29 protein-coding genes are annotated in these 23399 nt (G+C 34.3%); 13 read left to right on the top strand and 16 right to left on the bottom strand.

The features are described 5' to 3' along the window. Window positions 1–312: 312 nt before the first annotated feature. The gene (locus HX004_RS14810; RefSeq protein WP_286443380.1) at window positions 313–1188 is read right to left on the bottom strand and encodes a helix-turn-helix domain-containing protein; all 876 of its coding nucleotides are present in this window, start codon (window positions 1186–1188) and stop codon (window positions 313–315) included. Window positions 1189–1399: 211 nt separating this feature from the next. Here HX004_RS14810 and HX004_RS14805 point away from each other — a divergent pair, with 211 nt between their 5' ends. Together HX004_RS14805 and HX004_RS14800 are read left to right on the top strand one after the other, a co-directional pair. Further along, on the top strand, window positions 1400–1999 hold the full coding sequence (locus HX004_RS14805) for a GrpB family protein (RefSeq protein ID WP_286443379.1): 600 nt from the start codon (window positions 1400–1402) through the stop codon (window positions 1997–1999). Further along, window positions 2000–2851: a GNAT family N-acetyltransferase gene (locus tag HX004_RS14800; RefSeq protein ID WP_286443378.1), complete on the top strand. Its 852-nt coding sequence runs from the start codon at window positions 2000–2002 to the stop codon at window positions 2849–2851. It begins immediately after the preceding gene. A gap of 25 nt (window positions 2852–2876) precedes the next feature. Here HX004_RS14800 and HX004_RS14795 read toward each other — a convergent pair whose 3' ends face one another. The 4 genes from HX004_RS14795 to HX004_RS14780 all read right to left on the bottom strand — a co-directional run bounded on the left by HX004_RS14795 (window position 2877) and on the right by HX004_RS14780 (window position 5274). After that, window positions 2877–3434 carry a GNAT family N-acetyltransferase gene (locus tag HX004_RS14795; RefSeq protein WP_286443377.1) on the bottom strand — a complete coding sequence of 186 codons (558 nt, stop codon included), beginning with the start codon at window positions 3432–3434 and terminating at the stop codon, window positions 2877–2879. Window positions 3435–3586: 152 nt separating this feature from the next. Next, window positions 3587–4378: a carbon-nitrogen hydrolase family protein gene (locus HX004_RS14790; RefSeq protein ID WP_286443376.1), complete on the bottom strand. Its 792-nt coding sequence runs from the start codon at window positions 4376–4378 to the stop codon at window positions 3587–3589. 66 nt (window positions 4379–4444) lie between these two features. Further along, window positions 4445–4813 (bottom strand): DUF1801 domain-containing protein, encoded by a 369-nt coding sequence (locus HX004_RS14785; protein WP_286443375.1) that lies wholly within the window; start codon window positions 4811–4813, stop codon window positions 4445–4447. Then, window positions 4813–5274: a GyrI-like domain-containing protein gene (locus HX004_RS14780; protein WP_286443374.1), complete on the bottom strand. Its 462-nt coding sequence runs from the start codon at window positions 5272–5274 to the stop codon at window positions 4813–4815. The genes HX004_RS14785 and HX004_RS14780 overlap by 1 nt, the downstream gene beginning before the upstream one ends. A 306-nt stretch (window positions 5275–5580) precedes the next feature. On the opposite strand from HX004_RS14780, the gene HX004_RS14775 reads away from it, so the two are divergent. Next, the gene (locus HX004_RS14775; protein ID WP_286443373.1) at window positions 5581–6237 is read left to right on the top strand and encodes a DNA-binding response regulator; all 657 of its coding nucleotides are present in this window, start codon (window positions 5581–5583) and stop codon (window positions 6235–6237) included. Between the two features lie 265 nt (window positions 6238–6502). On the opposite strand, the gene HX004_RS14770 is transcribed toward HX004_RS14775, so the two are convergent. The 3 genes from HX004_RS14770 to HX004_RS14760 form a co-directional block, all read right to left on the bottom strand. Then, window positions 6503–7399: a sensor histidine kinase gene (locus HX004_RS14770; protein ID WP_286443372.1), complete on the bottom strand. Its 897-nt coding sequence runs from the start codon at window positions 7397–7399 to the stop codon at window positions 6503–6505. After that, a complete protein-coding gene (locus HX004_RS14765; protein WP_286443371.1) occupies window positions 7368–8495 on the bottom strand; it encodes a tetratricopeptide repeat protein in 1128 nt (375 codons plus the stop codon). The genes HX004_RS14770 and HX004_RS14765 overlap by 32 nt, the downstream gene beginning before the upstream one ends. Before the next feature lie 92 nt (window positions 8496–8587). Continuing rightward, entirely contained in the window at window positions 8588–8899 is a 312-nt protein-coding gene (locus tag HX004_RS14760; protein WP_286443370.1) for a hypothetical protein, read from the bottom strand. Window positions 8900–9095: 196 nt separating this feature from the next. On the opposite strand from HX004_RS14760, the gene HX004_RS14755 reads away from it, so the two are divergent. From HX004_RS14755 to HX004_RS14745, 3 genes are all read left to right on the top strand, one after another. Then, window positions 9096–9740, top strand: coding sequence for a response regulator transcription factor (locus HX004_RS14755; protein WP_286443369.1), 645 nt, complete (start codon window positions 9096–9098; stop codon window positions 9738–9740). 80 nt (window positions 9741–9820) lie between these two features. Beyond that, window positions 9821–10150 carry a DMT family transporter gene (locus tag HX004_RS14750; RefSeq protein ID WP_286443368.1) on the top strand — a complete coding sequence of 110 codons (330 nt, stop codon included), beginning with the start codon at window positions 9821–9823 and terminating at the stop codon, window positions 10148–10150. A gap of 96 nt (window positions 10151–10246) precedes the next feature. After that, window positions 10247–10741 carry an META domain-containing protein gene (locus HX004_RS14745; RefSeq protein ID WP_286443367.1) on the top strand — a complete coding sequence of 165 codons (495 nt, stop codon included), beginning with the start codon at window positions 10247–10249 and terminating at the stop codon, window positions 10739–10741. A gap of 66 nt (window positions 10742–10807) precedes the next feature. On the opposite strand, the gene HX004_RS14740 is transcribed toward HX004_RS14745, so the two are convergent. After that, a complete protein-coding gene (locus HX004_RS14740; RefSeq protein ID WP_286443366.1) occupies window positions 10808–12268 on the bottom strand; it encodes a TonB-dependent receptor in 1461 nt (486 codons plus the stop codon). A gap of 83 nt (window positions 12269–12351) precedes the next feature. On the opposite strand from HX004_RS14740, the gene HX004_RS14735 reads away from it, so the two are divergent. Genes HX004_RS14735 through HX004_RS14725 form a run of 3 tightly spaced genes read left to right on the top strand, consistent with a single transcriptional unit; the run spans window position 12352 to window position 14162 of the window. Next, window positions 12352–13119 carry an MBL fold metallo-hydrolase gene (locus tag HX004_RS14735; protein WP_286443365.1) on the top strand — a complete coding sequence of 256 codons (768 nt, stop codon included), beginning with the start codon at window positions 12352–12354 and terminating at the stop codon, window positions 13117–13119. 2 nt (window positions 13120–13121) lie between these two features. Then, a complete protein-coding gene (locus HX004_RS14730) occupies window positions 13122–13616 on the top strand; it encodes a hydrolase (RefSeq protein WP_286443364.1) in 495 nt (164 codons plus the stop codon). Window positions 13617–13625: 9 nt separating this feature from the next. Next, entirely contained in the window at window positions 13626–14162 is a 537-nt protein-coding gene (locus HX004_RS14725) for a hypothetical protein (RefSeq protein ID WP_286443363.1), read from the top strand. Between the two features lie 121 nt (window positions 14163–14283). On the opposite strand, the gene HX004_RS14720 is transcribed toward HX004_RS14725, so the two are convergent. Beyond that, window positions 14284–14946, bottom strand: a complete 663-nt coding sequence (locus tag HX004_RS14720) for a CatA-like O-acetyltransferase (RefSeq protein ID WP_286443362.1) — start codon at window positions 14944–14946, stop codon at window positions 14284–14286. A 3-nt stretch (window positions 14947–14949) separates the two neighbouring features. Beyond that, window positions 14950–15708 carry an enhanced serine sensitivity protein SseB gene (locus tag HX004_RS14715; protein WP_286443361.1) on the bottom strand — a complete coding sequence of 253 codons (759 nt, stop codon included), beginning with the start codon at window positions 15706–15708 and terminating at the stop codon, window positions 14950–14952. Window positions 15709–15892: 184 nt separating this feature from the next. Here HX004_RS14715 and HX004_RS14710 point away from each other — a divergent pair, with 184 nt between their 5' ends. Together HX004_RS14710 and guaB are read left to right on the top strand one after the other, a co-directional pair. Then, a complete protein-coding gene (locus HX004_RS14710; protein ID WP_286443360.1) occupies window positions 15893–16759 on the top strand; it encodes a hydroxymethylglutaryl-CoA lyase in 867 nt (288 codons plus the stop codon). Between the two features lie 58 nt (window positions 16760–16817). Further along, window positions 16818–18290, top strand: a complete 1473-nt coding sequence (guaB, locus tag HX004_RS14705) for an IMP dehydrogenase (RefSeq protein ID WP_286443359.1) — start codon at window positions 16818–16820, stop codon at window positions 18288–18290. A 165-nt stretch (window positions 18291–18455) separates the two neighbouring features. Here the strand turns inward: guaB and HX004_RS14700 are convergent, their stop codons facing one another. Further along, entirely contained in the window at window positions 18456–19043 is a 588-nt protein-coding gene (locus tag HX004_RS14700) for a hypothetical protein (RefSeq protein ID WP_286443358.1), read from the bottom strand. Window positions 19044–19153: 110 nt separating this feature from the next. Between HX004_RS14700 and HX004_RS14695 the strand changes: the two genes are divergently transcribed. Next, window positions 19154–20002, top strand: coding sequence for an alpha/beta hydrolase family protein (locus tag HX004_RS14695; protein WP_286443357.1), 849 nt, complete (start codon window positions 19154–19156; stop codon window positions 20000–20002). A 28-nt stretch (window positions 20003–20030) separates the two neighbouring features. Beyond that, window positions 20031–20483, top strand: a complete 453-nt coding sequence (locus HX004_RS14690) for a GNAT family N-acetyltransferase (protein WP_286443356.1) — start codon at window positions 20031–20033, stop codon at window positions 20481–20483. Window positions 20484–20525: 42 nt separating this feature from the next. Here the strand turns inward: HX004_RS14690 and HX004_RS14685 are convergent, their stop codons facing one another. Genes HX004_RS14685 through HX004_RS14670 form a run of 4 tightly spaced genes read right to left on the bottom strand, consistent with a single transcriptional unit; the run spans window position 20526 to window position 23200 of the window. Beyond that, the gene (locus HX004_RS14685) at window positions 20526–21197 is read right to left on the bottom strand and encodes a response regulator transcription factor (protein WP_286443355.1); all 672 of its coding nucleotides are present in this window, start codon (window positions 21195–21197) and stop codon (window positions 20526–20528) included. Beyond that, window positions 21194–21961 (bottom strand): sensor histidine kinase, encoded by a 768-nt coding sequence (locus HX004_RS14680; protein ID WP_286443354.1) that lies wholly within the window; start codon window positions 21959–21961, stop codon window positions 21194–21196. The genes HX004_RS14685 and HX004_RS14680 overlap by 4 nt, the downstream gene beginning before the upstream one ends. Then, window positions 21925–22575: a hypothetical protein gene (locus HX004_RS14675; RefSeq protein WP_286443353.1), complete on the bottom strand. Its 651-nt coding sequence runs from the start codon at window positions 22573–22575 to the stop codon at window positions 21925–21927. Before HX004_RS14675 ends, HX004_RS14680 begins: the two co-directional genes overlap by 37 nt. Before the next feature lie 13 nt (window positions 22576–22588). Beyond that, the gene (locus HX004_RS14670) at window positions 22589–23200 is read right to left on the bottom strand and encodes a hypothetical protein (protein ID WP_286443352.1); all 612 of its coding nucleotides are present in this window, start codon (window positions 23198–23200) and stop codon (window positions 22589–22591) included. Window positions 23201–23399 lie beyond the last annotated feature (199 nt).

Here is a 23399-nt window from a genome sequence, read left to right as displayed (position 1 = left end):
AGAGCAGGATTCGAACCTGCGAAGGTTTCCCAACGGATTTACAGTCCGTCCTCGTTGGCCGCTTGAGTATCTCCCCTTTCAGCGTCTGCCTCAGTTCAGTAATAGAACGGTGCAAAGATAGCGCTGTTTTGTTAATCTGCAAGTGATTTACTTCTTTTTTTTACTTGCGTTTGCTTCTATATTCATTAACTATTTGGTTATAAAAAACTAAGCTCCTAAATTTTTTTATAAACTTTTTCTAAAAGGCAGTCAAATTTTGTACAAATTCAATGGTATGACACTTTTTATACGCACTTTATTAGGCTATCTCTCTTACTCTATCTCTCTAAATTGAGTAGGTGTAAGAAGGGTACAACGCTTAAAATAACGACAAAAGAGAGAAGTATCTGCAAAGTGTAATTCATGACTGATCTCATTAATCGGCATATCAGAAGATTTTAGTAAGGATTTTGCATGTAAAATAACCACATGCTCAATCCAATGAGTAAGTGAATATCCCGTTTCTTGTTTAATTAAGGTCGTGAGGTATTGAGGAGAGAGATGTAATTTTTCTGCGTAAAATGTAGCTTGTCTCTCTGTTTTGTAATGTTGGGAAAGATTCAGATAAAAATCATCTACAACTTGTGCTTTACGCGTTTTGACAATCCCCCTTTGAGCACATAAGGTTTGATATGAATCTGAAATAGCTGTGATTAAAGCAAAAATGACATATTGAATAATGTTCTTTTTGTTTTGTGCAGCGGATTCAAAATAGTACTCTTCTAAAAGTCTTAGAAATGAATCTAAAGGATGATTGTTTTGTTGTTTTGGACAAATAACAGGATGTTGACGAACTTCATTATTTGTAATAAATTCACGCAAAATAGGATAAGCACTGATGAAATCCAAAGACATCAAGATGGAAGTTACTTCAAAATCATCCGATACTTCTTGTGGATTTAAGATTAACTGAGGTAATACGACTGCCCAATCACCTGGACAAATCGTGTATTCTTGAAAGTTAATTGCAATACGCAAGCTGCCTTTTGAACAGTAGGAAAGTAACAAACCATCAAACTGATGTTTAAAATTGATGTAGTGAGGATGAAGTTGATGAACATTTTTGACTAAGGCAATACCTTCAATTTTAATTTCTTCTTGGATATTGTGATAATTGTATATGTGTTGTAAAGTAATAAACTGTTGCATTTTTTTTGAATAAAAGTAGAAGAAATTACAGAATGAATATTAACTGATGCTGTTAATTTCGTGTATATATGTCTATTTTTAACTTTTGTATTTTTTAATATTACAAATTGAATATAAATGAAGATATTTTGAACAGCGAGAGCCTATTCTTTTATTTATTTTTGTTATTCAAAAAAAGCAAAGACTAAACGGCATTAATTTTTTATATGATATGATTTTACCTTTTGAGCCATATAATTCACAGTGGAAAGAGCAATTTGAAATGATTAAGGGTGAATTAATCCTTTGTTTAAGAGAATTGCACCCAGTGATTGAGCATATTGGCAGTACTGCAGTAGAAGGGTTGGCCGCAAAACCAATTATTGATATTATGGTAGGTGTTCATACAGTAGAGGATTTGGATGAAGTGCCTGCTTTGTTAGCAGGTAAAAACTATGTTTATTATCCCAAATACAATGTCGATATGCCTTATCGTCGTTATTTTGTACGGTTACACGAATCTCCTCATGTATTGGGAGTACCGGATTGTATTGATATAGAAGATGAGATACCAGAAAGAATGCAGGATCATACCTGGCGTTTCGCTCATATTCACGTCATTCCTATCACTTCTGAGCATTGGACTCGCCACCTTGCGTTTCGGGATTATTTGCGCGCGCATCCTACTGTCAAAGAAGCGTATCAAGTGTTAAAGGAACAATTGGTTAAGCAACAATGGGAATCAGGAAATGACTATAATGAAGGGAAAGATTCTTTTGTGAAAAGAGAAGAACAAAATGCTTTGCGTTGGTATAAAGAAATTAGTAAGTAAATGAAACAGATGAAAGTAATCGATTTAAGTCAAGTAGATAAACAAGAAATCGTTCAAGTGTTGAATGAGTCCTTTGCGGATTATGTTATTCCTTTACAATTGACTGTAGAGCAATTGGAGATGAAAATTGCAGCAGAGAATATTCAGTTACACCTTTCGGTTGGTGTAGTTGATCAAGAAAAATTAGTTGGATTTATGCTTCATGCCTTGAACATAGTTGATGGTAAATTAACGGCTTACAATGCTGCCACAGGAGTAGTTCCTTCTCATCGTGGACAAGGTCTGGTGGCTAAAATGTATGATTGGTTGTTGGAGCAATTAGCGCCTTTAGAAGTAGAACAATTGGTATTGGAAGTAATTAAAGGCAATAATTCCGCCATTCGCGCTTATGAGAAGATGGGGTACCACAAAGCGAGAAAATTAATTTGCTTTGAAGGAGAAACAACAGTCATAAGTCAAAAAGATATCGTTGAAATCAAAGAATTAGCGAACTTTAATTGGCCTGTTTTTACGACATTTTGGGATATACAACCTGCTTGGCAAAATGCGATAACTGCTTTAGAGAATAGCAAGAGTCGTTGCCGTATTTTGGGTGCTTATAAAGGAGAAGAAATGGTAGGTTATCTCATTTTTAATCCGACGTCAAAACGCGTATTGCAATTGGCTGTGGATGCCGATAATCGAAGAGAGGGAATTGCAACCCAACTTATTCAGGTTATGCAGCAAATTACAGCGTCCAATGCCTTGTATGTATACAATATTGATGATGCGTCAAAAGAATTAGCTGCTTTCTTTAATCAATTGAATTTAACCAGTGATTTGGCTCAATTCGAAATGAAAAGAACTCTTTAAGAACTGTATAGTGAATTTGTAGATGTTATTTTCTTTGATAATCTCGCTTTAAAAGAGAGAAGATTTCAGCATCTACAAATTTTCCTTTTTCGTAAAAATAATCGCGTAAAACTCCCTCAGTCTGTAATCCTACTTTTTCGAGTAATTTGCGAGAAGAGATATTAATAGGGTCAATAAAAGCCTCAATGCGGTGTAATTCAAATGCCTCAAAACCAAAGGGGATAATAGCTTGGATCGCTTCAGTCATAATTCCCGTTTTCCAGAAATCAGGGTGCAGTTCATAGCCAATTTCCGCGCGAGCATTTTCGATTGAAAAATTGTGAAATCCACAAGTGCCAATCAATTGATCAGGTCTTTCCTGTAGGGTAATGGCCCAACGAATAGCGTTGTCTTCTTGATAGCGCTCTTGCCAAGCTAAAAGTAATTCATGTGCTTCCTGAATGGATTCAAAGGTTGGTAAATCGTAAAATTCCGTCACCTCGTCTCTAGAGAAATAATCAAATAAAGCAGGAGCATCCGTAAAATGAAGAGCTCTCAGGATTAATCGATCAGTTTGTAAGGTTGGGAATTCTTTGAAAAACATGAGTTGAATGGAATTAAATTTAAAAAAGTAAAAGTAAGAAATAAAAAATGAAGAAGAACACGGTTGGCAGAATCTTGTGGGTTGCGTTTCTTCGGGCGTTGGAGAGTGGCAATTCAAAAAGAATAAAAAAGCGAGTAAAACACTCGCTTTTATTATAGATTAATTTTGTATTTGTTGTGTTCAAACTGAAAATCTTTTGCAATTAAACTGCCGAAATTCGGATGGTTTACCTCACTTAAATCGATGTCAACTAAAGTCAGAATTTCAATATCTGAGGCTTTAGCAATGACTTTTCCATCGGGATTGACAATCTGACTTTCCCCTCTATACGATTCTAGTTCGCCTTCGAAATACTCTGAACCTATTCGATTACAACTAATGTAGAAACATTGATTTTCCAAGGCTCGAATGGGAATAATCGTAGGGGTTACTGGACCGCCAAAACACGAAGAATGACAAATAATATCTACCTCTTTTCGCTTTAACATGGAAGTGTGTTGTGGAAACCAACAGTCAAAGCAAATTGTGAGACCAATAATGGCTTGCGAGGTTTGATATACAATGGCCGCATCACCTGCATGAAAGATGCGCTTTTCGTAATCAGGTAAATGGATTTTTCGATAAGAAGCGACTAGACCTGTTGCACTGACTAAAATAGAAGTGTTGTATAAAACACCTTGTTCTATTTCAGGGATTGTGCCAGCAATATAACCATTACCTGTTTCAGCTAATAGTTGAGTCAGAAATTGAACCGTTTTGCTGTTTTTTAAATCTTCAACAAAAGGTAAAATTTCCTCTTTACTATCCATGGCATAGCCTGTTGTGAAAAACTCAGGTAATACTAGTAAATCGAATTTTTCATTTTTAACTTTAGTAGCAATATAGTCTAAATTCGCTTGAACATCTCGCCAAATAACGGCATATTGGAAAAAACCTACTCTCATGTACTAGTATAGTATTGAAATTACTTATTTTATTTAAAAGGGAAACAAGATACAAAATAAGGCCTTTTATTTGGTTTTTATTTGTCCAGATTGATAAAGATTCAAAGTGGTAGTTAAGATCTCTTGAATTTGAGTTAAGGGCAAATCCGTAGTAGGGTCAAGTGTAAGGCTTTTCATTCGTTTTCTCGTGCCGGCTTCTAATACTGGATGTTCGATACGATGTCCTTCTACAATTAATAAATAAGGTAGTTGAGGCATTTTAGTTAAGGCTAAAAAACAAAACATTCGATTGCGATAGGAAAAACAAGGAGTACCCCATTTCAGAGATTCTGTAATTTGAGCATCTTGTTGTAAGATAAAACTACGCAAGGCCAATAAACAACTTTTATTGGGCTCGGTCTGTTTAAAGTAAAAAGAATCGACGGTGTTTAACATTATTTTGTGGCTAGATAAATGGCTACTTCAGCTTGTGTTGGATCTTGGGCTTTCGGTCCGTAAACCTCATAATCTGAAGTGTAAGTTCGTTCAAGATTTGGGGAATTCCAAATTTTAATCCAGGCATTGATGACAATATTTTTCATTAAATTACCTTGAACTTCAATTTTTGTATAGGATCCTTGAGGAATAGTATGAGCAATCATACCCTCTGGAATTTCGATTAATGAATGAACTTCACATCCTATAATTGTAGTATAAGGTGCTGTAAAATCGCTTTCGTAATCGGTATAAATAGCATAAATATCACTACTTTTTTTCGCGGGAATTTTTGATGCGATTTTTTGATTGTGAAAAACTTGCCATAGTTGGGGGATGTCAATTGCTGACTGATTGTTTTGATTGGTTGTGCGAATAGAAATACCAATAATGTATTTAGCCGTTTGATGGATTTGTTGCATGATTTTGTTTGTGTTTGAATGATTGAGGTAAAAGTAAGGATGCGAAGTGACAGCCTTATGTCAATAGGTGTGGAAAAAGAAGGTAAAACGGGGGTAATGAGTAAGCTTGTGAAAATGGAATCACATGAGGGAGAGTTTGTGAAAATGTGTATAGACTGCTGTAAAAATTATTAAAATAAGAAAATATTTATAAATTAATACTGTTTTTTAAGGATATTTTATAATCAAAGAGAGAAGCTATGGTGTATAGTGAAAAAAAAAGTGTAATTTTGATGGAAAATTTTCTTATCTCTAATTGTACCTCTTATGAACTTATACAACCCAGTATTTCTAGTGATAGATGATCATCCAATGATTTTGACTAGTTATATTCGTCTACTTCGAGAAAATTTTTTAGAGAGTACCTTTTACGCTAGTGAATCTATTCCTAAAGCATTGGAATATATTGATCAATTAGATAGTATTGATATGCTGATTATCGATTATAATTTGGCTAAGAATTTTGATATTCAATTGCGCATTTCAGATGGACAAAAGCTGGCTTTATATGCACAAAGTAAATTTCCCAAAGCAAAAATAATTATGATTACCGGGCATGAAGAGGCTTTGTTAATTTATAGTATCCACAAAAAAGTAAGACCTGATGGCTTGTTAATGAAGGCTGATGTAACAGACGATTTATTAATTGAAACAATTCGTCAATGTATGATTGGGCAAGTGGTTTATAGTCAGGGTGTTAAAAATGTGTTGAGTTTGTTGGCAAAACGCCAATTGATGCAACAAGAACAGTACATTGAAATTCTTATGTTATTAGATAAAGGATATAAAGTACAAGAAATTTGCGACATTGTATTTAAAAGTCAAAGTACAGTACAACGCATGTTGACTACCATGAAAAAAGAGTTTGAAGTGAATGACTTATCTGAGCTCTTGAAGCAAGTGAAATTACAAGGCTTCATCTAATTTTAAGAAATTAAACATTCGTTTTAGGATAAAATGAATACTCAACTTTCATTTTTGTTAAAAAACAGCGTGTAAGCTTTGAATCTATTGGTCTTATGAGTACTTTAGTTCCTGATAAAATCATACAGAACATTTGTTAGGGACTTTAAACTGAATATAAGACGTATTTTTTACGCACAGATAAAGGAAACAAATGAATTAATAATGAATGAGTATCTATTGATTAATTTAGGTAAATAGGGATTGGTTGTGGGGACACCAATCCCTATTTTACTTTAGATAAGATAACTTCTAATATCGTACCCTTTTTGGCGGTCGAATTGATCGTTAAAATTGCATTCATCTGATTGACGCGATATTGTATGTTTTTTAATCCAATACCTTTCTTTACTTCACTTACCTTAAATCCAATGCCATTATCTTGAATTTTGATGTGATAACTTGAGGTTGATTCAACAATAGAGATAATCGCTCTAGTGGCTTGTGCGTGTTTAATAATATTTTGAATTGACTCTTGAATAATACGATAGATATTCATTTTTGTCTCATAGTCAAACGTACTCCAATCAAAATTTCTTGCGATCAACAAGGTGAAAGTATGTTGATCAGTTGAGTTTTTCTCTACTAAATTTTCTAATATAGGGGTAAAGCTACCCAAGGTTAGGCTTTGATCTTGAAGGTTATGTGAAATTCTTCGGATTTGTTGTTGCGCCTCTTCTATTTCAGAAGCAATCAACTGTCGATTATCTGGTTGAGAGTCGTCAGATAACATTAAGCGAATGTTGAATAGGGTATTAATAATACCATCATGTAGTTCTGCACTAATGCGCGTTCTCTCATCAAGTAAAGTGTTCTTGGCAATTTCTTCTTGTTGTAAGATTAATTTATAAATTAATTCACGATCATTTTGTTGATGCTGCTCAAATAAAAGACGCTTTTGTATCATTTTTTGCTTAAATACAATGTAAATCAATACCGATAAGAGTATACCTAAAATAGAGAGTATGCTAAATAAGGTTAGGCGTTGAGAGAGTAATTCGTTTCTCGCCTCTAGTTGGGCTGTTTCATATTCGATACGCGCAAATTTAGTTCTGTTTTCGATTTGTAACGTTTTTAAACTATCATTAATTTCATAATAGCGTTGGGCGTATTCTTTTTGCATTTTTTTGATCGTATAAGCTGAGGTATCTCAGATTCGTTAAAGCTGTATTTCGCGCTTTAAAATGTTCAGAGGTTTTAAATCCTTTTTTCCAATATTCTACAGCTTTTAAGGTGTCTTTTTTAGCTAAATACAATTCGCCTAATCGACCATAACTCGAAATGAGTCCTTGGGGGATTTGTAGGCTGTCTCTTATTTTAAAGGCTTCGAAAATTAAATGCTCCGCTTTGTTAAGTTGATCGGTTTTAATGTAAGTAAAAGCTAAATTGTTTAAAAGAATAGCGTGATAGTTTCCTTTCATAGATTTATCATCTATAAAAGTCAATCCTTCAAGAAAGGCTTTTTCTGCTTTGTCGTATTCTCGTAAACTATTGTGTAAATAACCAATGTTGTTGTATATCCCTACTTTAGAATGCGACATATTTTCTTTGTTAGACATCGTATTAATCAGATCTAAAACTTTTTGATTATAGAGAATGGCTTCCTCTTTTTGTGAATTCTGATCTAAAATACTTGCCACAGTAGAATAGGCCTCCATGAGTAGTTTTTTGTCGTTATAATGATTGAGATTTTTTAAGGCATTAAAGGCTTCTACTTCAGCTTGATTAAATAAACCTTCTTCAAATAGAATGACGGCCATGGCCTTTTGCATTATACCAAGGTGTAGTGTGTCTTTCTGCGCTTGGTAAAATTTAACAGCATAAGAATAGGAAGCGTATGCACTGTCTAGTTTTACAATATCTTCATAATAATCTCCTAGGTAATAATAAGATTTGGCAATGTGGGCAGTATCTTTATCTTTTTTCGCTAATTCTAAAATATTCTGACTGATACGCAAATACAGGTCGAGGTGTTTGATGTTATAAGCTGTATTGGCCGCATCAAATAGCAGTTCTCTATGTTGATGATTATTGGAATTACTAGTTAGTTGATTGAATAAGGAATCTAGAATATATTGTTGTTTACGTTCTGAAAGGCTGTCTTCTTCTATTGTTTCTAAAAGACGAGAAATGGTTGAATGACGTTCATGAAGTGGCTGATCAGAACAACTGATAAGAAAGAGTATGGCAAAGAGAATAAAACAAAACCTGTATTGCATAAGTAGAAGGAAATGAATACAAATAAACTAAAAAAAAAACAATCCCCAATCTGTTTGAGTAGAAAGGGGATGGGTTTGATTTAGTGTATGATTTACTTTTTCTTGTCTTTTAAAATAATAATATCACCATTTTCTTGTGTACTATATGCACTGTCGATAATTTTTTTCTTGTCTTTTAGTATGATAATATCTCCATTGTCTGCAGATTTACTCATATTCTCTTTTGATGTTGGAATAGAATCTGTTGGAGTCGTTACTTCATTTGAAGTTTTGGCATGCATGGTATCAAAACTTGCGTTTTTTTGGCCGCCATTCGTAGCTTCTGTTGGCATATTATCTGTTGAACATGATGCTAATGCAAGTAAAGCTAAGATAGATACTGAGGTAAGGAAGGTTTTTCTCATAGGGTTTGAAATTATATTTGTTTTTTTTAGAAATTAAAATAAAAAATTGATAAATTGAATGTATATTTAATGTTTAAAAACGATTAAAATTCTTTTTTAGGATAAAATCCGTAAAATTGTCTAACAAACATATTTATATTTTGACTTGAATACGTACAGTAAAAGTATACAATATGTTAATAAAAATAAAAGTATTTTGAGCTTTACCTTATTAATAATTGACGATCATCAAATGATTGTTGATTGGTACAAATATGTATTGGAACAAGTCTATCAGGACGCTACGATATTGAGTGCTACTTCTATTACAGAGGGAATAACCCATATTGATCATTGTACAAAGTTAGATTTAGTATTAGTTGATTATAATTTGGGAAAAGGAGATATAGATAGGGCAATTACAAATGGTGTTGAATTTGTCCATTACTTTAAGCACAAGTTTCCTAAAGCACAGGTTATTCTGGTCACTGGTCATGAAGGAACCCTAGTATTGTATACGATACACAAAAAGATTGTCCCTCAGGCTTTGTTGCTTAAAGTTGATGTTACAGAGGATTTACTGAAACAAGCAGTACAAGCAGTATGTTCAGGGGAGAGACTGTATAGTTATCACGCAAATGAAGCATTGAAGGGGATATATAAAAAAGAAGCATTACTTCAAGAACAAAATGTACAAATCTTACTACTATTGGATAAGGGATTTAAGATTAAAGAGATTAGTGAAGTTTTGTTTTTAAGTGAAAGTGCTGTTAATAAGCGTATTGCGGGATTAAAGCAAACGTTTGATGTTTTAGATAATGGAGGACTAGTAAAGAAAGTCAAAGAAGAAGGGTTTATTTAATAACAATCTTTTGGAATAAATTTTTATCATAGGATAAAAAAAAATATATTTTATAATTCGACTTTCGCAAAAAAAAATAAATGAACTGGATTTTTTTAATTATTGGAGGATTTTTTGAAGTTGGATTTACTTATTGTTTAGGAAAAGCCAATGAGAGTAAAGGGACAGAGGCCATTTGGTGGTATGGAGGTTTTTTATTTGCTCTAGTTATGAGTATGGCTTTATTAATGAAAGCAACCCAGACCTTGCCTTTGGGGACGGCTTATGCCGTTTGGACGGGAATAGGGGCTGTAGGTACCGTATTAGTTGGTATTTTTGTATTTAAAGACCCAGCTACTTTTTGGCGTTTATTCTTTATTGCGACATTAATTGGTTCTATTGTGGGGCTGAAAGTTGTTTCGTCGGTGTAGTAAATTCGTGACTTTTTGTATCATTTTTGCTATTAATTCTTATTTTTAGCTTACATTTGTTAGATAAAACAAATTAAACATTTAAAAATTGCAAAAATGAAAAGAATGAAAGTTTTAGTGGCAGGATTAATGGTATTAACCTTGGCTGCGTGTAACGAGAAAAAAAGTACAGAAAAAGCAGCAGAAGTAGCTGAAACTCCTGTGGTAGAAACAGAAGTGACAAAGAAAATGAATTTAGTTGGAAGTTGGGAATTAATTGCAATTCACACAGAAGATACAGCGGATAAAAAGATAGAGGAATTGTTTCCTGGTAAAAAACCAACATTAAACTTTGAAGGAGATTCAATGGTACACGGTACGGATGGATGTAATACTATCTCTGGAGAATATGAAATGAAAGACAATAATGGAATTTCTATTGGTGATAAATTAGCGGCTACAAGAATGTTCTGTGAAGGAGTAGCGGATTTCGCTTTTACAAAAGGATTGACAGAGGTGACCAATTACGAAATTACAGAAAGCGCATTAATCTTTAAAAATGGAGATAAAATTGTGATGGAATTCAAACAAATTACTCCAGTTATTGACTAGAAAAGTACCAAATAAAATGATAAAAAAAGCGACGCCATTTGGCGTCGCTTTTTATTTGTATTTTGGTTAATTGTGAACTTCAGCTTGGACATAACCAAAAAGCTCTTTTTCTTTAATCATACTTGCAATTCCCGTCGGTAGTTTTTCTTCCCAACCAGGCTCATTGCATTGTAAAGAGCGAAGTACATCACGCGAAAAGATGGCTAAGTTTTTTGTATCGTAATCGGTGATGTCTACGATTTGGTTATTTTTCTTGAAGAATTTATACAACTCTTTGATGTGCAAATCTACTTTTAGATTGGTTGAATCTATGATATTACCGGACTCATCGTACATAGGATAGAGGTAAATTCTCATTTGATTGCGGAATAATTTACCTAGGGCTTCTAGCATTCCTCCCGTTAAATGAGCATAATACTTTTCTTCAAAAATATTAAGCAAACTACTCACCCCCATAGAAAGAGCAATTTTCTCAGTCGTGTATTTAGAGCAATAGGCTGTTAATTTATAATACTCTTGAAAGTTCGAAATCATTACTGTTTGCCCCAAAGAACAAAGTAAATCTGCGCGATGTAAGAAGTCATTTTCATCCAAATTTCCCTCCATCAATAAATTAGAAAGGGTAATTTCAAAAATAACCGTAGTATCTTGTCGTTGCAATTGATTTTCGTTGATAAAAGATTCTAACGCCTTTTTGTACATGTCCATGTTTACTAATGTAACGGGTCTAAAACTTCCGCGTAAGGCTAGAATATTCTTGCGGTATAATTCATTTGCAGCTAATCGACTTTGTCCATCTGGACCAAACATAACGGCTTCAGTCATGCCGTTTTTCACTAATAAAAGACTCATGAGTCGATTGTCAATTTGGCTAAATAAATGCCCGGTGAAACTAATACTATCAATTTCAATTTGATCGCGATCTAAGTGGTCGTATAAACAGCTGATTAATTTTTTTGGATCATGGTGTTGATAATAGGCACCATAAATAAGGTTTACTCCTAAAATACCTAAGGTTTCTTGTTGTAGTTTAGAGTCTGTTTCTTTGAATTGAATGTGTAAAACTATCTTGCTATAGGCTTCTTCTGGTGCGGTTTGGAAGATAATTCCAACCCATCCATGGCCTTTGTTCTTTTTAGCATAATCAATTGTTGCTACTGTATTGGCGTAACTGAAAAACGTTTTAGTTGGATTTTCTGCGCGTGGAATGCGGTCCTCAATCTTTTTTGTTTCATAATCCAACATTTTGTTTAGTCTGCTCTCCGTTACATAACGCCCGTCTTCTTCAACACTATAGATTGCATCGCTAAAAGATTTGTCATAAGCAGACATCGCTTTTGCAATAGTTCGTGCAGAACCCCCTGCTCTAAAAAAATGACGTACTGTTTCTTGGCCCGCACCAATTTCGGCAAATGTCCCGTAAATGTTGTGGTTCATGTTTATGCGGAGCGCCTTGTCTGAAATAGCAGGTTGCTGCTCTATAATTCTGTCTCCTTCTAATACTAAATCTTCTGCAAAATATTCCATCTGTAAGCTTTTGAAACAAAGTAACAAATTCTATACAACAAAAAAAAAGATAAAGCGTACTTTTGTATAAAAAGGACTCGGTTTTGGAAATACGATTTTTAGGTACAGGTACCTCACAAGGAGTGCCAGTAATAGCGATAGATCACCCTGTGGGGAAAAGTTTAGACAAACGCGATTATCGATTGAGAACATCAGCGTTGATCACATGGGATGATTTAACTATTTTAATTGATTGTGGACCTGATTTTAGACATCAAATGCTACAAGCGAAATGCAATCAGATTGATGCTATTCTCTTTACACATGAACATGCGGATCATATAGCGGGTTTGGATGAAATTCGCCCATTGACTTTTCTTCATGGACCCATGCCAATTTACGCGTCTGATCGCGTTATGAAGGCATTAGAAAGACGTTATGAATATATTTTTACCACTGAGAATCGCTATCCGGGTGCGCCTAGTGTTCAGCAAAATATCATAGAACCAGATCAAACATTTTCTATCAAAGGAAAAACGATTATTCCCTTGTTAATTCAGCACGGAGATTTGCCTATTTTTGGATTTCGATTGAAGGATTTTGTTTATATAACGGATGCTAAGTTTATCGATGACACTGAAATTGAAAAAATTAAAGGATGTAAAATTTTAGTGGTGAATGCTTTGAGAATCAAAGAACATCCGACGCATTTTAATTTAGAAGAGGCCTTGGCTTTTATTGAAAAAATCAATCCTTGTCAAGCCTATTTGATTCATATTTCACAAGATTTGGGTTTTTGCGCAGAAGTGGAAAAGATATTGCCAAAAAATGTATCTTTGGCATACGATGAACAACAAATAAAAATACCGTAAACATGAGACATAAAGTCTTTTTTTATCTATTTGTTTTTTCAGTACTTATCATAGCGCTTCTGTATAATACCAATCGCAATATGATGAAATCAGAAGAGAAAAAAATCGAAATAGCCCACAAACGCATCGCGATTGTTCGAGATTCTCTGAAGTTAGTATCGAAAGAATTAAATGAAGCTAAGTATTTTTCATTGGGATACAATGATGATGCACAAGAGTACTTTAACTACAAGACACTTGATCAAGATGTTGATAAAATTCGAGAAGAAATATTAGCATTGAATCACTTAGAGTCAGGAAACCCATTAGTTCCTTACGGAGCAATGAATGGCCAGAAATGTGTAATTAATAAAGTTCAGTTTATTAATCACAGATGGATTATAGCCGATTTTTATTCTGGAGCCGTACACGGTGAAGTATTAATTAAGTATTTCTATAATCCAGAACAACCGACTAATTTCTCTACTATTGAAACTGTTTTGTATTCAACTCAATAAAAAATAAATATGCGACAAATTGGACTAGTAATAGGCATGCTCTTATCTGTTAGTTTAGTTTCTTGTGATTTTATTCTCAAGGATAAAAATACGGCATCAGAACGTGAGAAAACGGTTAAAACAGATGGCGGTACAACTGTTGTTGGAGAAGAGGATGGTTTTGGATGTGCCTACACAGCTGGATATCGTTATAGTTACCTCATGGCAGATTGTATTCGCGTATTTGAACAAGGGTTTCGATTGAATCCCATTGAGGATGAAGGAAACTTGGAGAATGATCTAGAAAATAACGAAGTGAGCTGTTTTGTGCTCTTTGCAAAAGATGGGAAAGAAGCAGAAATCTTCTTGCCACAACGAGAAAAAAGTATCGTATTAGAAAGTGATAAAACAAAATCAATCTATTCCAAAGAAGGATGGCAACTGAATACGGAAAAAGGAATGGTGCTAAAGTATAAAGATGAAATAAAATTCACAGCTGCTAAAACAATAGATTTACAATTGATTCACTCAGATCAAGTAATTGAAGGAGCAGAAGAACTTTTTTAAAAGATGGAAAGTTTACAGTTAAGTATTAATTGTAAACTTTTTTTATTTGGCTCATTTGTATTTTATAAGATGATAAAGGTGGAAAGAAGAATATTTTCTTCTTATCAAAATAGGACCATTACTATATGATCCAACATGCTGCATCGTCAACGATAGCTTGAAGGTCGTTTAAAAACATCGAAGTGTGATAACCATCAGCAATAGCGTGATTGACGTAAATAGAGAGTGGGATTAGAACTTTTTCTTGTTCACGGTAGTATTTTCCAAATCGAATAATCGGTTTGAGGAAATCAGAATCGTGAGAGGTATCTTGGCTTATACTGTCAAAGCTAATCCAAGGCACACAAGAAATAGGTACAAAGTTGGGTGGGAGTCCTGGCTTTACTTTGATTCCTTTGATGTCTTTGTATTGAGTTAAATCTTGTATGATGGTTTGGTAAAAGGAAGAAAAGTTGGAATAGTAATCACTCCATAAATCAGAAAAAGTATGATCGTCTTCGTGAAATACGGTAAACTGAGGAGTCAAGAAGTTCCAAGTTCCCAATTGATTTTCGTGTATACAAGTGCGCAGGGTCTCACTGTTGTTTAGGGCACGCATGATAGCATAGAGAAAAGTGGGAAAGAATTTATAAGATTTTCGTTGGTATACCGCCATTAAAATTGTGATATCAATTTTAAGACTTACCGTATATTTTGTTTTTAAAATATTGCGATAATAATCATAATAAGGAGTTCGACTCCATGTTTCTCGATCTATAGGAGTGAACACAGCTTGCTGAATCATAACTTATTTCGTGTAAAAAGGTTGATCCTGATTGTAAAAATAATCACTAAAGTTTCCATTCTTCTCCAATCGTACAATGTCGATATACTCTTCTTTTTTCAAGTGTGGTTTGCATAAATTGGAGATTACATCTGCAATTTCCTTAAATTCTGCTGCATTTTTGGTGGTGCATTCTACAGCAAAAATATAATGTGGTTTTTGATCGATACGCTCATTAAAAAGCCAACCCAAATAAGCAGAAGAGATTGACGGGATGGCAGTAAAGGTTGTTTTTAAATCACGCAATAAATCCAATGGTTCATGTTCAGGTTTCCCAATGAGTACTGGCAGATGAATATGAGCAACATTATCTTTCATTACATTGAAGATTGAGCCGTTAAGCATATCTGCTATTTCGTTGGGAACTAATTCTTTATAAACTTTTGAAAAAGGATTGATGATAATGGTATGTCCCATTGCGAGCTCTAAAAAGGATCTTCCATTTACTTTCATATAGCTCATCTCATCCTGAATGGCACCTTGATCATAGATGTGTTTAGGGTCGGTGAATACTGGAATTTTTTGATCTTCAAAGGTGATAATTGGGGCATTTGCATTGAAGCTATTCCCCTCGTCGTATCCTTTTTTAACTAATACATAAATGTCTGTTTTTAAGAATTTTTCGTAAAAGACAGCCCTGTATTCTCCAATTGTACCTGCTTTTTCGATGATTTCAGCTAAAGCTAAATTTTTGTTTATAGTAGTTTGAGTTGATTGAGTCATAGTTTTTGTTTTGTCTTGTCCCTCAAACTTACAATTAATTCTACGGTATTTCTTTAAAATATTCTTAAAGATTTTAAAGGTTATTAACGATAAAGAGAGGAATCTAAAAACTGCAAATTCTGATGTTTTTAAATTTTTAATTTGTTTTTGAGAATTTCGGTCTTTCTTCTATCTTTGAGGCACTATGAAACCAGCAGTAAAAATTATAGAATGTCCTCGCGATGCAATGCAAGGCATTAAAATGTTTATACCAACAGAAAAAAAAGTACAATATTTACAAGCGTTATTGCGTGTAGGTTTTGATACTATTGATTTTGGTAGTTTTGTATCGGCTAAGGCTATTCCGCAGATGGTCGATACAGCAGAAGTTTTGACTCAATTGGATTTGAGTAAAACACAAAGTAAATTGTTAGCTATTATTGCCAATACAAGAGGGGCAGAAGAAGCAGCTGTACATAAAGAAATACAATATTTAGGTTTTCCTTTTTCTATATCTGAGAATTTTCAAATGCGCAATACGCATAAAACTATTGCAGAGTCTTTGGTAACTTTACAAGAGATTTTGGAAATTGCAAATAAAACCAATAAAGAAGTGGTGGCTTATTTGTCTATGGGATTCGGTAATCCTTATGGAGATCCTTGGAATGTGGATATCGTAGGAGAATGGACAGAGCGATTAGCGAATATGGGTGTGCGTATTCTGTCTCTGTCAGATACGGTGGGAAGTTCAACACCTGAGGTGATTGATTATCTTTATAGCAATTTGATCCCAGCTTATCCAGCGATTGAATTTGGTGCCCATTTACATACGACACCCGACTCGTGGTTTGAGAAAATTGATGCGGCTTATAAGGCAGGTTGTTTGCGTTATGACGGAGCAATTAAAGGATATGGAGGATGTCCGATGGCAAAAGATGATTTAACGGGAAATATGCCAACGGAAAAAATGTTGAGCTATTTTACTGCCAATAAGATAGATACTAACTTAAGTGCGATGTCTTTTGAAAGCGCTTATAACGAAGCGTTAAAAGTTTTTAATTTTTACCACTAAGATTTTTTTAGCTGAATAAAAAAAACTAAATTTGCGTGCAATTCAACTACAATTGCACATGAAAGCACACACAACAAAAATCATCGGTCAAGGATTAACTTACGATGATGTTCTTTTAGTTCCAAATTATTCGGAAGTTTTACCTAGAGAGGTAAGTTTAAAAACAAATTTTTCAAGAAATATTACGCTTAATGTTCCAATTGTATCTGCGGCGATGGATACGGTAACAGAAAGCGAAATGGCTATTGCTATTGCTCGTGAAGGAGGAATTGGAGTTATCCATAAAAATATGACGATTGAAGAGCAAGCGAAAGAAGTTCGCAAAGTAAAAAGAGCGGAATCAGGAATGATTATCGATCCTGTTACTTTACCTTTAACTGCTACGGTAGGTGATGCGAAGAAAGCGATGGCCGAATACAGCATTGGAGGAATTCCTGTTGTTGATGAACATGGGGTTTTAAAAGGGATTATTACCAATAGAGATATGCGTTTCGAAAAAGAAAATGCAAAACCTATTACAGAGGTAATGACGAAAGAAAACCTAGTTACTGCAGCAGAGGGAACAACTTTAGAGCAAGCAGAAGGTATTTTACAAGAGAATAAAATTGAAAAATTACCTGTAGTTAATGCGAATTACAAATTAGTAGGATTAATTACATTCAGAGATATTACGAAGTTAACCTTGAAGCCTAATGCGAATAAAGATCAATTCGGTCGTTTACGCGTAGCTGCAGCTTTAGGTGTAACTCATGATACAGTGGAACGTGCAACGGCTTTGGTTAAAGCGGGTGTAGATGCATTGATTATTGATACCGCACACGGACATACACAAGGTGTAGTAGGGGTATTGAAAGCAGTAAAACAAGCATTTCCTGAAATTGATGTAGTTGTAGGTAATATTGCAACACCAGAGGCAGCTTTGTACTTAGTAGAAGCAGGAGCGGATGCTGTAAAAGTTGGAATTGGACCTGGTTCTATCTGTACAACACGCGTTGTAGCAGGTGTTGGATTTCCACAATTCTCAGCAATTATGGAAGTAGCTGCTGCACTTAAAGGAACGGGTGTTCCTGTAATTGGAGATGGAGGTTTACGTTATACAGGAGATATTCCTAAAGCAATCGGCGCAGGTGCTGACTGTGTGATGTTGGGATCGATGTTGGCAGGAACAAAAGAATCTCCAGGGGAAACCATCATTTTTGAAGGACGAAAATTCAAAGCATACCGCGGAATGGGATCTGTTGCAGCAATGAAACAAGGTTCAAAAGATCGCTATTTCCAAGATGTAGAAGATGATGTGAAAAAATTAGTTCCAGAAGGAATTGAAGGACGCGTTCCTTACAAAGGGGAATTAAACGAAAGTATGTTACAATTTATCGGAGGATTACGCGCAGGTATGGGATACTGTGGTGCAAAAGATATTCCTACGTTACAAGAAGTGGCTCGTTTCGTTCAGTTGACTGCTTCAGGTATTGGAGAAAGTCACCCACATAATATTACGATTACTAAATCAGCTCCTAACTATTCAAGATAGGGAGTAGCGAACTAAATAATAAAAAGCTATAACCTTGTCGTTATGGCTTTTTTGTGTGCAATAGAAAAACGCTTCCATAATAAGGAAGCGTTTTTTATTTTGTTAGGTTTGCTTTTTGTGAAGATGTCAGAGGTAAGAGTTTGCCTCACCACCTCACTATTTATTTCACTTCGTATCTTCCTGCAATAATTTTTGCATCAATTCTTGTTGTTGTTGCATGCTTTCTTGCATGGCTTTCATCATTTCCATCATATCAGATTCTCCAAAATCGAAATTATCGCTGCTTTCATTTGAAAGTAAATCATTTAGAGACGAAGTAGATGTTGTTTGTTTTGTCGCCAGCCCTGCTGTGGTATTAGCTATTTCTAAGTATTTATACCCCTCGGCATTTTCGTGTATTTTTACAGCAAAAGGGCGAATACCTTGAGAGTTGTATTCACTTTTCTTTTGAGAAGAACCTCGTTCATCTTTAAACTGCGTTGTGAGCCCTATAATCTCATTTTTTGCATTGCGCTTTACATTTGAAAATTTTAGGTCAGCAATTTTGGCTGCATTAATTTCTTTCTGAATCATGTCCAAATCACTAGCTGTTGTTTCTTTTGTTATTTCGTAAGCTAAAGTTTTGTTTTTTATCGTAACTTGTTCTTTCTCTTGTGCAAGTGTAGTGAATGAAGTAAACAATAAACTTAAGTTTACAATAGCAATGGAAAAAGCTCTTTTCCAAGTAGGAGTACTAAAATTTAAAGGTTTCATATGCTGCGTTTATTTGTTAATTAAATTGATTTGTACAAGCTAAGTTAAAATATTAATGTTTAAGGTTGTTTTAAAAAAGCACTTTAAGCTGTTAAAAAAGATTCAAAAGAATGGAGCAATTACATCATACAACAGCAGTCATTCCCAGCGGTACTACATCGCCTATTTTAGCCGATTGCTATCAGAATAGAACTCAAGAAAAATATCCTTTGGTTGTATTTTGTCACGGTTATAAAGGCTTTAAGGATTGGGGAGCTTGGGATTTGGCCATGCAAACGATTGCAAAAGTTGGTTTTACAGTAGTTAAATTCAATTTTTCCCTCAATGGTACAACAGTAGATAACCCTTCGGAATTTACGGATTTGGACGCATTTGGAAGAAATACGTATACCCAAGAGCAGCTTGACTTAACGACTGTTATTGATTATTACAGCAGTCAGCCTTTTGTGGATGAAACGAAAATATTTTTAATTGGACACAGTAGAGGAGGAGGGGCTGTCGTGCTGCAAACCTATTACAATGATAAAGTGACAGGAGCTATTTCTTGGGCGGGTGTTGCCGATTTTAAAAAGCGATTTCCCCAACGCGATAACTTCGAACAATGGAAAAAGGAGGGGGTGTTTTATAGTTTAAATGGGCGTACGAAACAAGAAATGCCCCATTACTTTTCCTTTTGGGAGGATTTTGTGGCACACGAACAGCAATTGACAATTCAATATGCAGCTCAAAATCTCAAAAAACCAGTTTTAATTGTTAACGGTACAGCAGACCAGGCGGTCAATGTAAAAGAGGCAGAGCTATTGCACCTTTGGATCAAAGAATCGGAATTGTTTATCGTTGAGGGAGCGGATCACGTATTTGGGGCTAGACATCCACATAACCAAGAAGAGCTTCCGGAGGATTTGGCTAAAGTAGTAGATAAAACAATTGATTTTATTCAGCAACATACACAGTTGTAGTTGTTTGAAATTCGTTTAAAATAGACATATGGATATAAAAATAATACCTGCTTCAGTAGGAGATTGTGCAATATTGACACAAATTGCAAAAAAAGCAAAACAGCACTGGGGGTATTCAGATGCATGGATGCAATTGTGGGAAAATGATTTGTCGGTTACTCCAGATTGTTTTGTAGAAGGAAAGATTGTTAAAGGAGAGATAGGAGAGGTGTTGATTGGTTTTTATGCATTAAAAAACGAGGGTGATTTTGCATTATTGGATGGGTTGTGGGTTTTACCAGAATACCATGGAAACGGCTATGGAAAGTTACTGTTTCACCATGCGATTAATCAAGCCACTTCAATGGGATACCATTATGTGCAGTTGTATGCAGATCCTCATGTAGATGCGTTTTATCAAAAGCTAAATGGTCAAATGGTGGGTCAGATTGAAACGCAAATTAAGGATCGTTATTTAAGTGTATTTCACTTTCAGTTGTAAGGAATTGAATACTTGTAAAAAGGGGGCTTTTTAGCAGATGTATTAATACATGGATATTTCGTCCAGAGAAAGTAGTTTATGTTGTACGGCATATACAATTAAACCGACTACATTTTTTGCTCCTGTTTTGAGAAATAAATTGTTTTTATGTCCTTCTACTGTTTTTAGAGAAATAAATAAAAGGTCTGCAATTTCTTTTCCTGTTTTTTGTTGAGCGATAAGGTGAAGTACTTCAATTTCGCGTTCAGAAAGCGCAAGTTTTAAATCAGTCGTTAACGGTTGGGCCTTCACTTGCATTTGTTCGCGTAGATGTTCAAATTGAGCAGGAAGTAAATAGAATCCCTTGGCGTGTACTTCATGAATAACTTCCGTCAACGTGCTTGGTTTCATGTTTTTAGGTAAAAAGGCGGCAAATCCCGTTTTAACGATGAAACTAATTAAGCTATCGTTATAATGCGAGGATAAAAGGATGACTGGGGTTTGAATCCCCAAGACACGCAAACGCTTAAGTAGTTCGATTCCATCTGTATCACCAATGCGATAGTCGAAAATAAAAAGATCAGGTAGCGTTGTTGCTTCTTGCATTGCATCTAAGAAAGAAGTACCAAAGTTATAAGTACTCATTACTTCGATAGCAGGATCTTGTTGCAAAAAGTTAGATAATAAATCAGTGATGAGTACTTCATCATCTAGGAGAATTACTTTTATAGTCATGGTTTTGTAATTTGAGGTAATATAAACAAAAATACGGTTCCGACAGATTGTTGTTGCTTATATTTAAATGTTGCTTTTAATAAAGAGGCTCTAACCTGGATGTTTTGTAAACCAAGTCCTTGGTTATCACATTTGGACTGAAATCCCTTGCCATTATCACGCATCGCAAAGACAACCGCTTTTTCGGATAATCTCAGCTGAAATTCAACTTGATTGGCTTGCGCATGTTTGTGGATATTACTCATTAATTCTTGGATAATACGCAACAAATGCATTTTTTGTTCTGTTGTCAATTCAAAAGACGTTCGTTTATTAATATACAACTTGATGGTATAAAAAATATTCCATTGTTGAAACAAGTCTTTGATTAGATTTTCAAGAGAAGCATAGTTTAAGAATGGTGGATTTAAACCGTGTGAAATACTTCGAGTTAGTTGTATTGTTTCTTGAATACTCTCCACCAATTGATCGTCTGTTTGTCCTGCTTGGGATTTTAAAAATAAGATATTTAGTGCATTAATGACGGAATCGTGTAAATCACTTCCGATTCGTTGTCGTTCTTTTTCTTGAATATCAACAGAGGATAGCTGTAGCTTTTTTGAATGTTGTTGGTTTAATAGGTTAATTTGATGTTGAGTGTCAATGTGTTTTTTATAGTTTAACATAAGCAGAATGATAAAGGCAATACTAATGATAAGGACAAGTAATAAGCCAATGATAAACCAAATTATGATGATGTTTTCTCTTTGCCAGGTATGTTGCATAATATTTTGGTATTTATGATGTAAAACAATAAGGTGATGATAAGGTTTACTAACCAAAACAAGAATTTGTTTTCGGATTTCCCATTAATCAATAGATTAAGAGGAAGATAGTAAATACATGAGAAAGACGCATAAATAAGTAATGTTGCATTGAGCAAGAAAAAAGAAGGATGATAATCCCTCCATCTATTTTTCAATAAGTTAAAACAATAAAAAATAGCCAATAGCAGTAAGGTAAAAGTGGAAGTAAATCGAGTGTAGGATTCAATCTCTATAAGGAGGTGAAAATTGATGGTATTTAGTTCGTATATCAGACAAATAAGCGCAGGTAAATTAATTAGGTAATAAAGCTTTTTTGTCGTTATAAGGCGATAGATCAGAGAAAACCAAGCTAGTTCAACTACACCAAAAATTGGAATTAGAATTAAATTATTACGATAGACTTTTCCTAAAAATTCGCCCATAAAATAGAAGGCTAAACTCGTAATGAGATAACCTAGTAGGGCGAATTTTACTGCGTTGAAAGGTGTTTTAGTTCCAGCATATACAATGAGTATAATTAAAAGTACTGGAACTAAATAGGTAATATAGGTTACAAATTCAAAAAGAGTCATGCTTCCTTCGTTACTAGATTTTCCATAGCTTTATTTGTTCATATAAAGCAAATTGATTTTGTAGTAATGTGGGTTTAAAGGGAGGAATAGGTTTACAAGTATTCAAAAAACTATCCATTTGATTCAATTGAGTTAAGATTAAGTCTGGATTATTGTTGTTTATTGCTAAATCGACTTGAATTGGGGTGTTATCTTCAAAATCTTCATTGGGAATCCAAAAGATTTGAAAAAGATCTGTTGCTAATAGAATACCATCGCGCAACGTTTTGTCTGCCCAATTACCAATGCGCTCTTCAGCTTCATTTTTTAATACAGGCCCCTTAAAATTGTTTAGTTTTGTAGCAATACTACTAGATAGTTCTTTGGGAATAGTCATACCATCGGTAAATGAAGCAGGGACATCTAAAGAACTAGGAATAAAATGTATATAGAAGACATCTTTATAACATCCCATATAAGCGTGGATGTCATCTGTATCCACAATACCTTTTAGAAAATAAAAAGTACTCAGTCCATAATCGGCAATTTCAATCAATTTGTTTCGATCCAACGAAAGGTTTTCCCAATTGATGATACTTTGGTAAACCCAATGTAAATTTGTTTGTGTTTGCAACTGTTGATTCATAAAAAATGTTTTTACATTAATACTATTTGACTAAAAATAAGTTGTTTTATGTAAGCGTAAAATGATTTATGATAGTAAACAAATGTAAGTTAAATTTTGTGATATTTTTATGTGTTTTTCTAAAAGCAATAGGAATCTGTGTTTTTGGTAACGTTTTGTTTTTTGTTAAAAAATATAACTTATATTATTTATTATTTAA

Source organism: Myroides sp. 1354 (genome assembly GCF_030324495.1).
In the GTDB taxonomy this organism is placed as follows: Bacteria; Bacteroidota; Bacteroidia; order Flavobacteriales; family Flavobacteriaceae; genus Flavobacterium.
The sequence above is the reverse complement of the archived record's forward strand: the minus strand, read 5'-3'. Positions and strand labels throughout refer to the sequence as shown.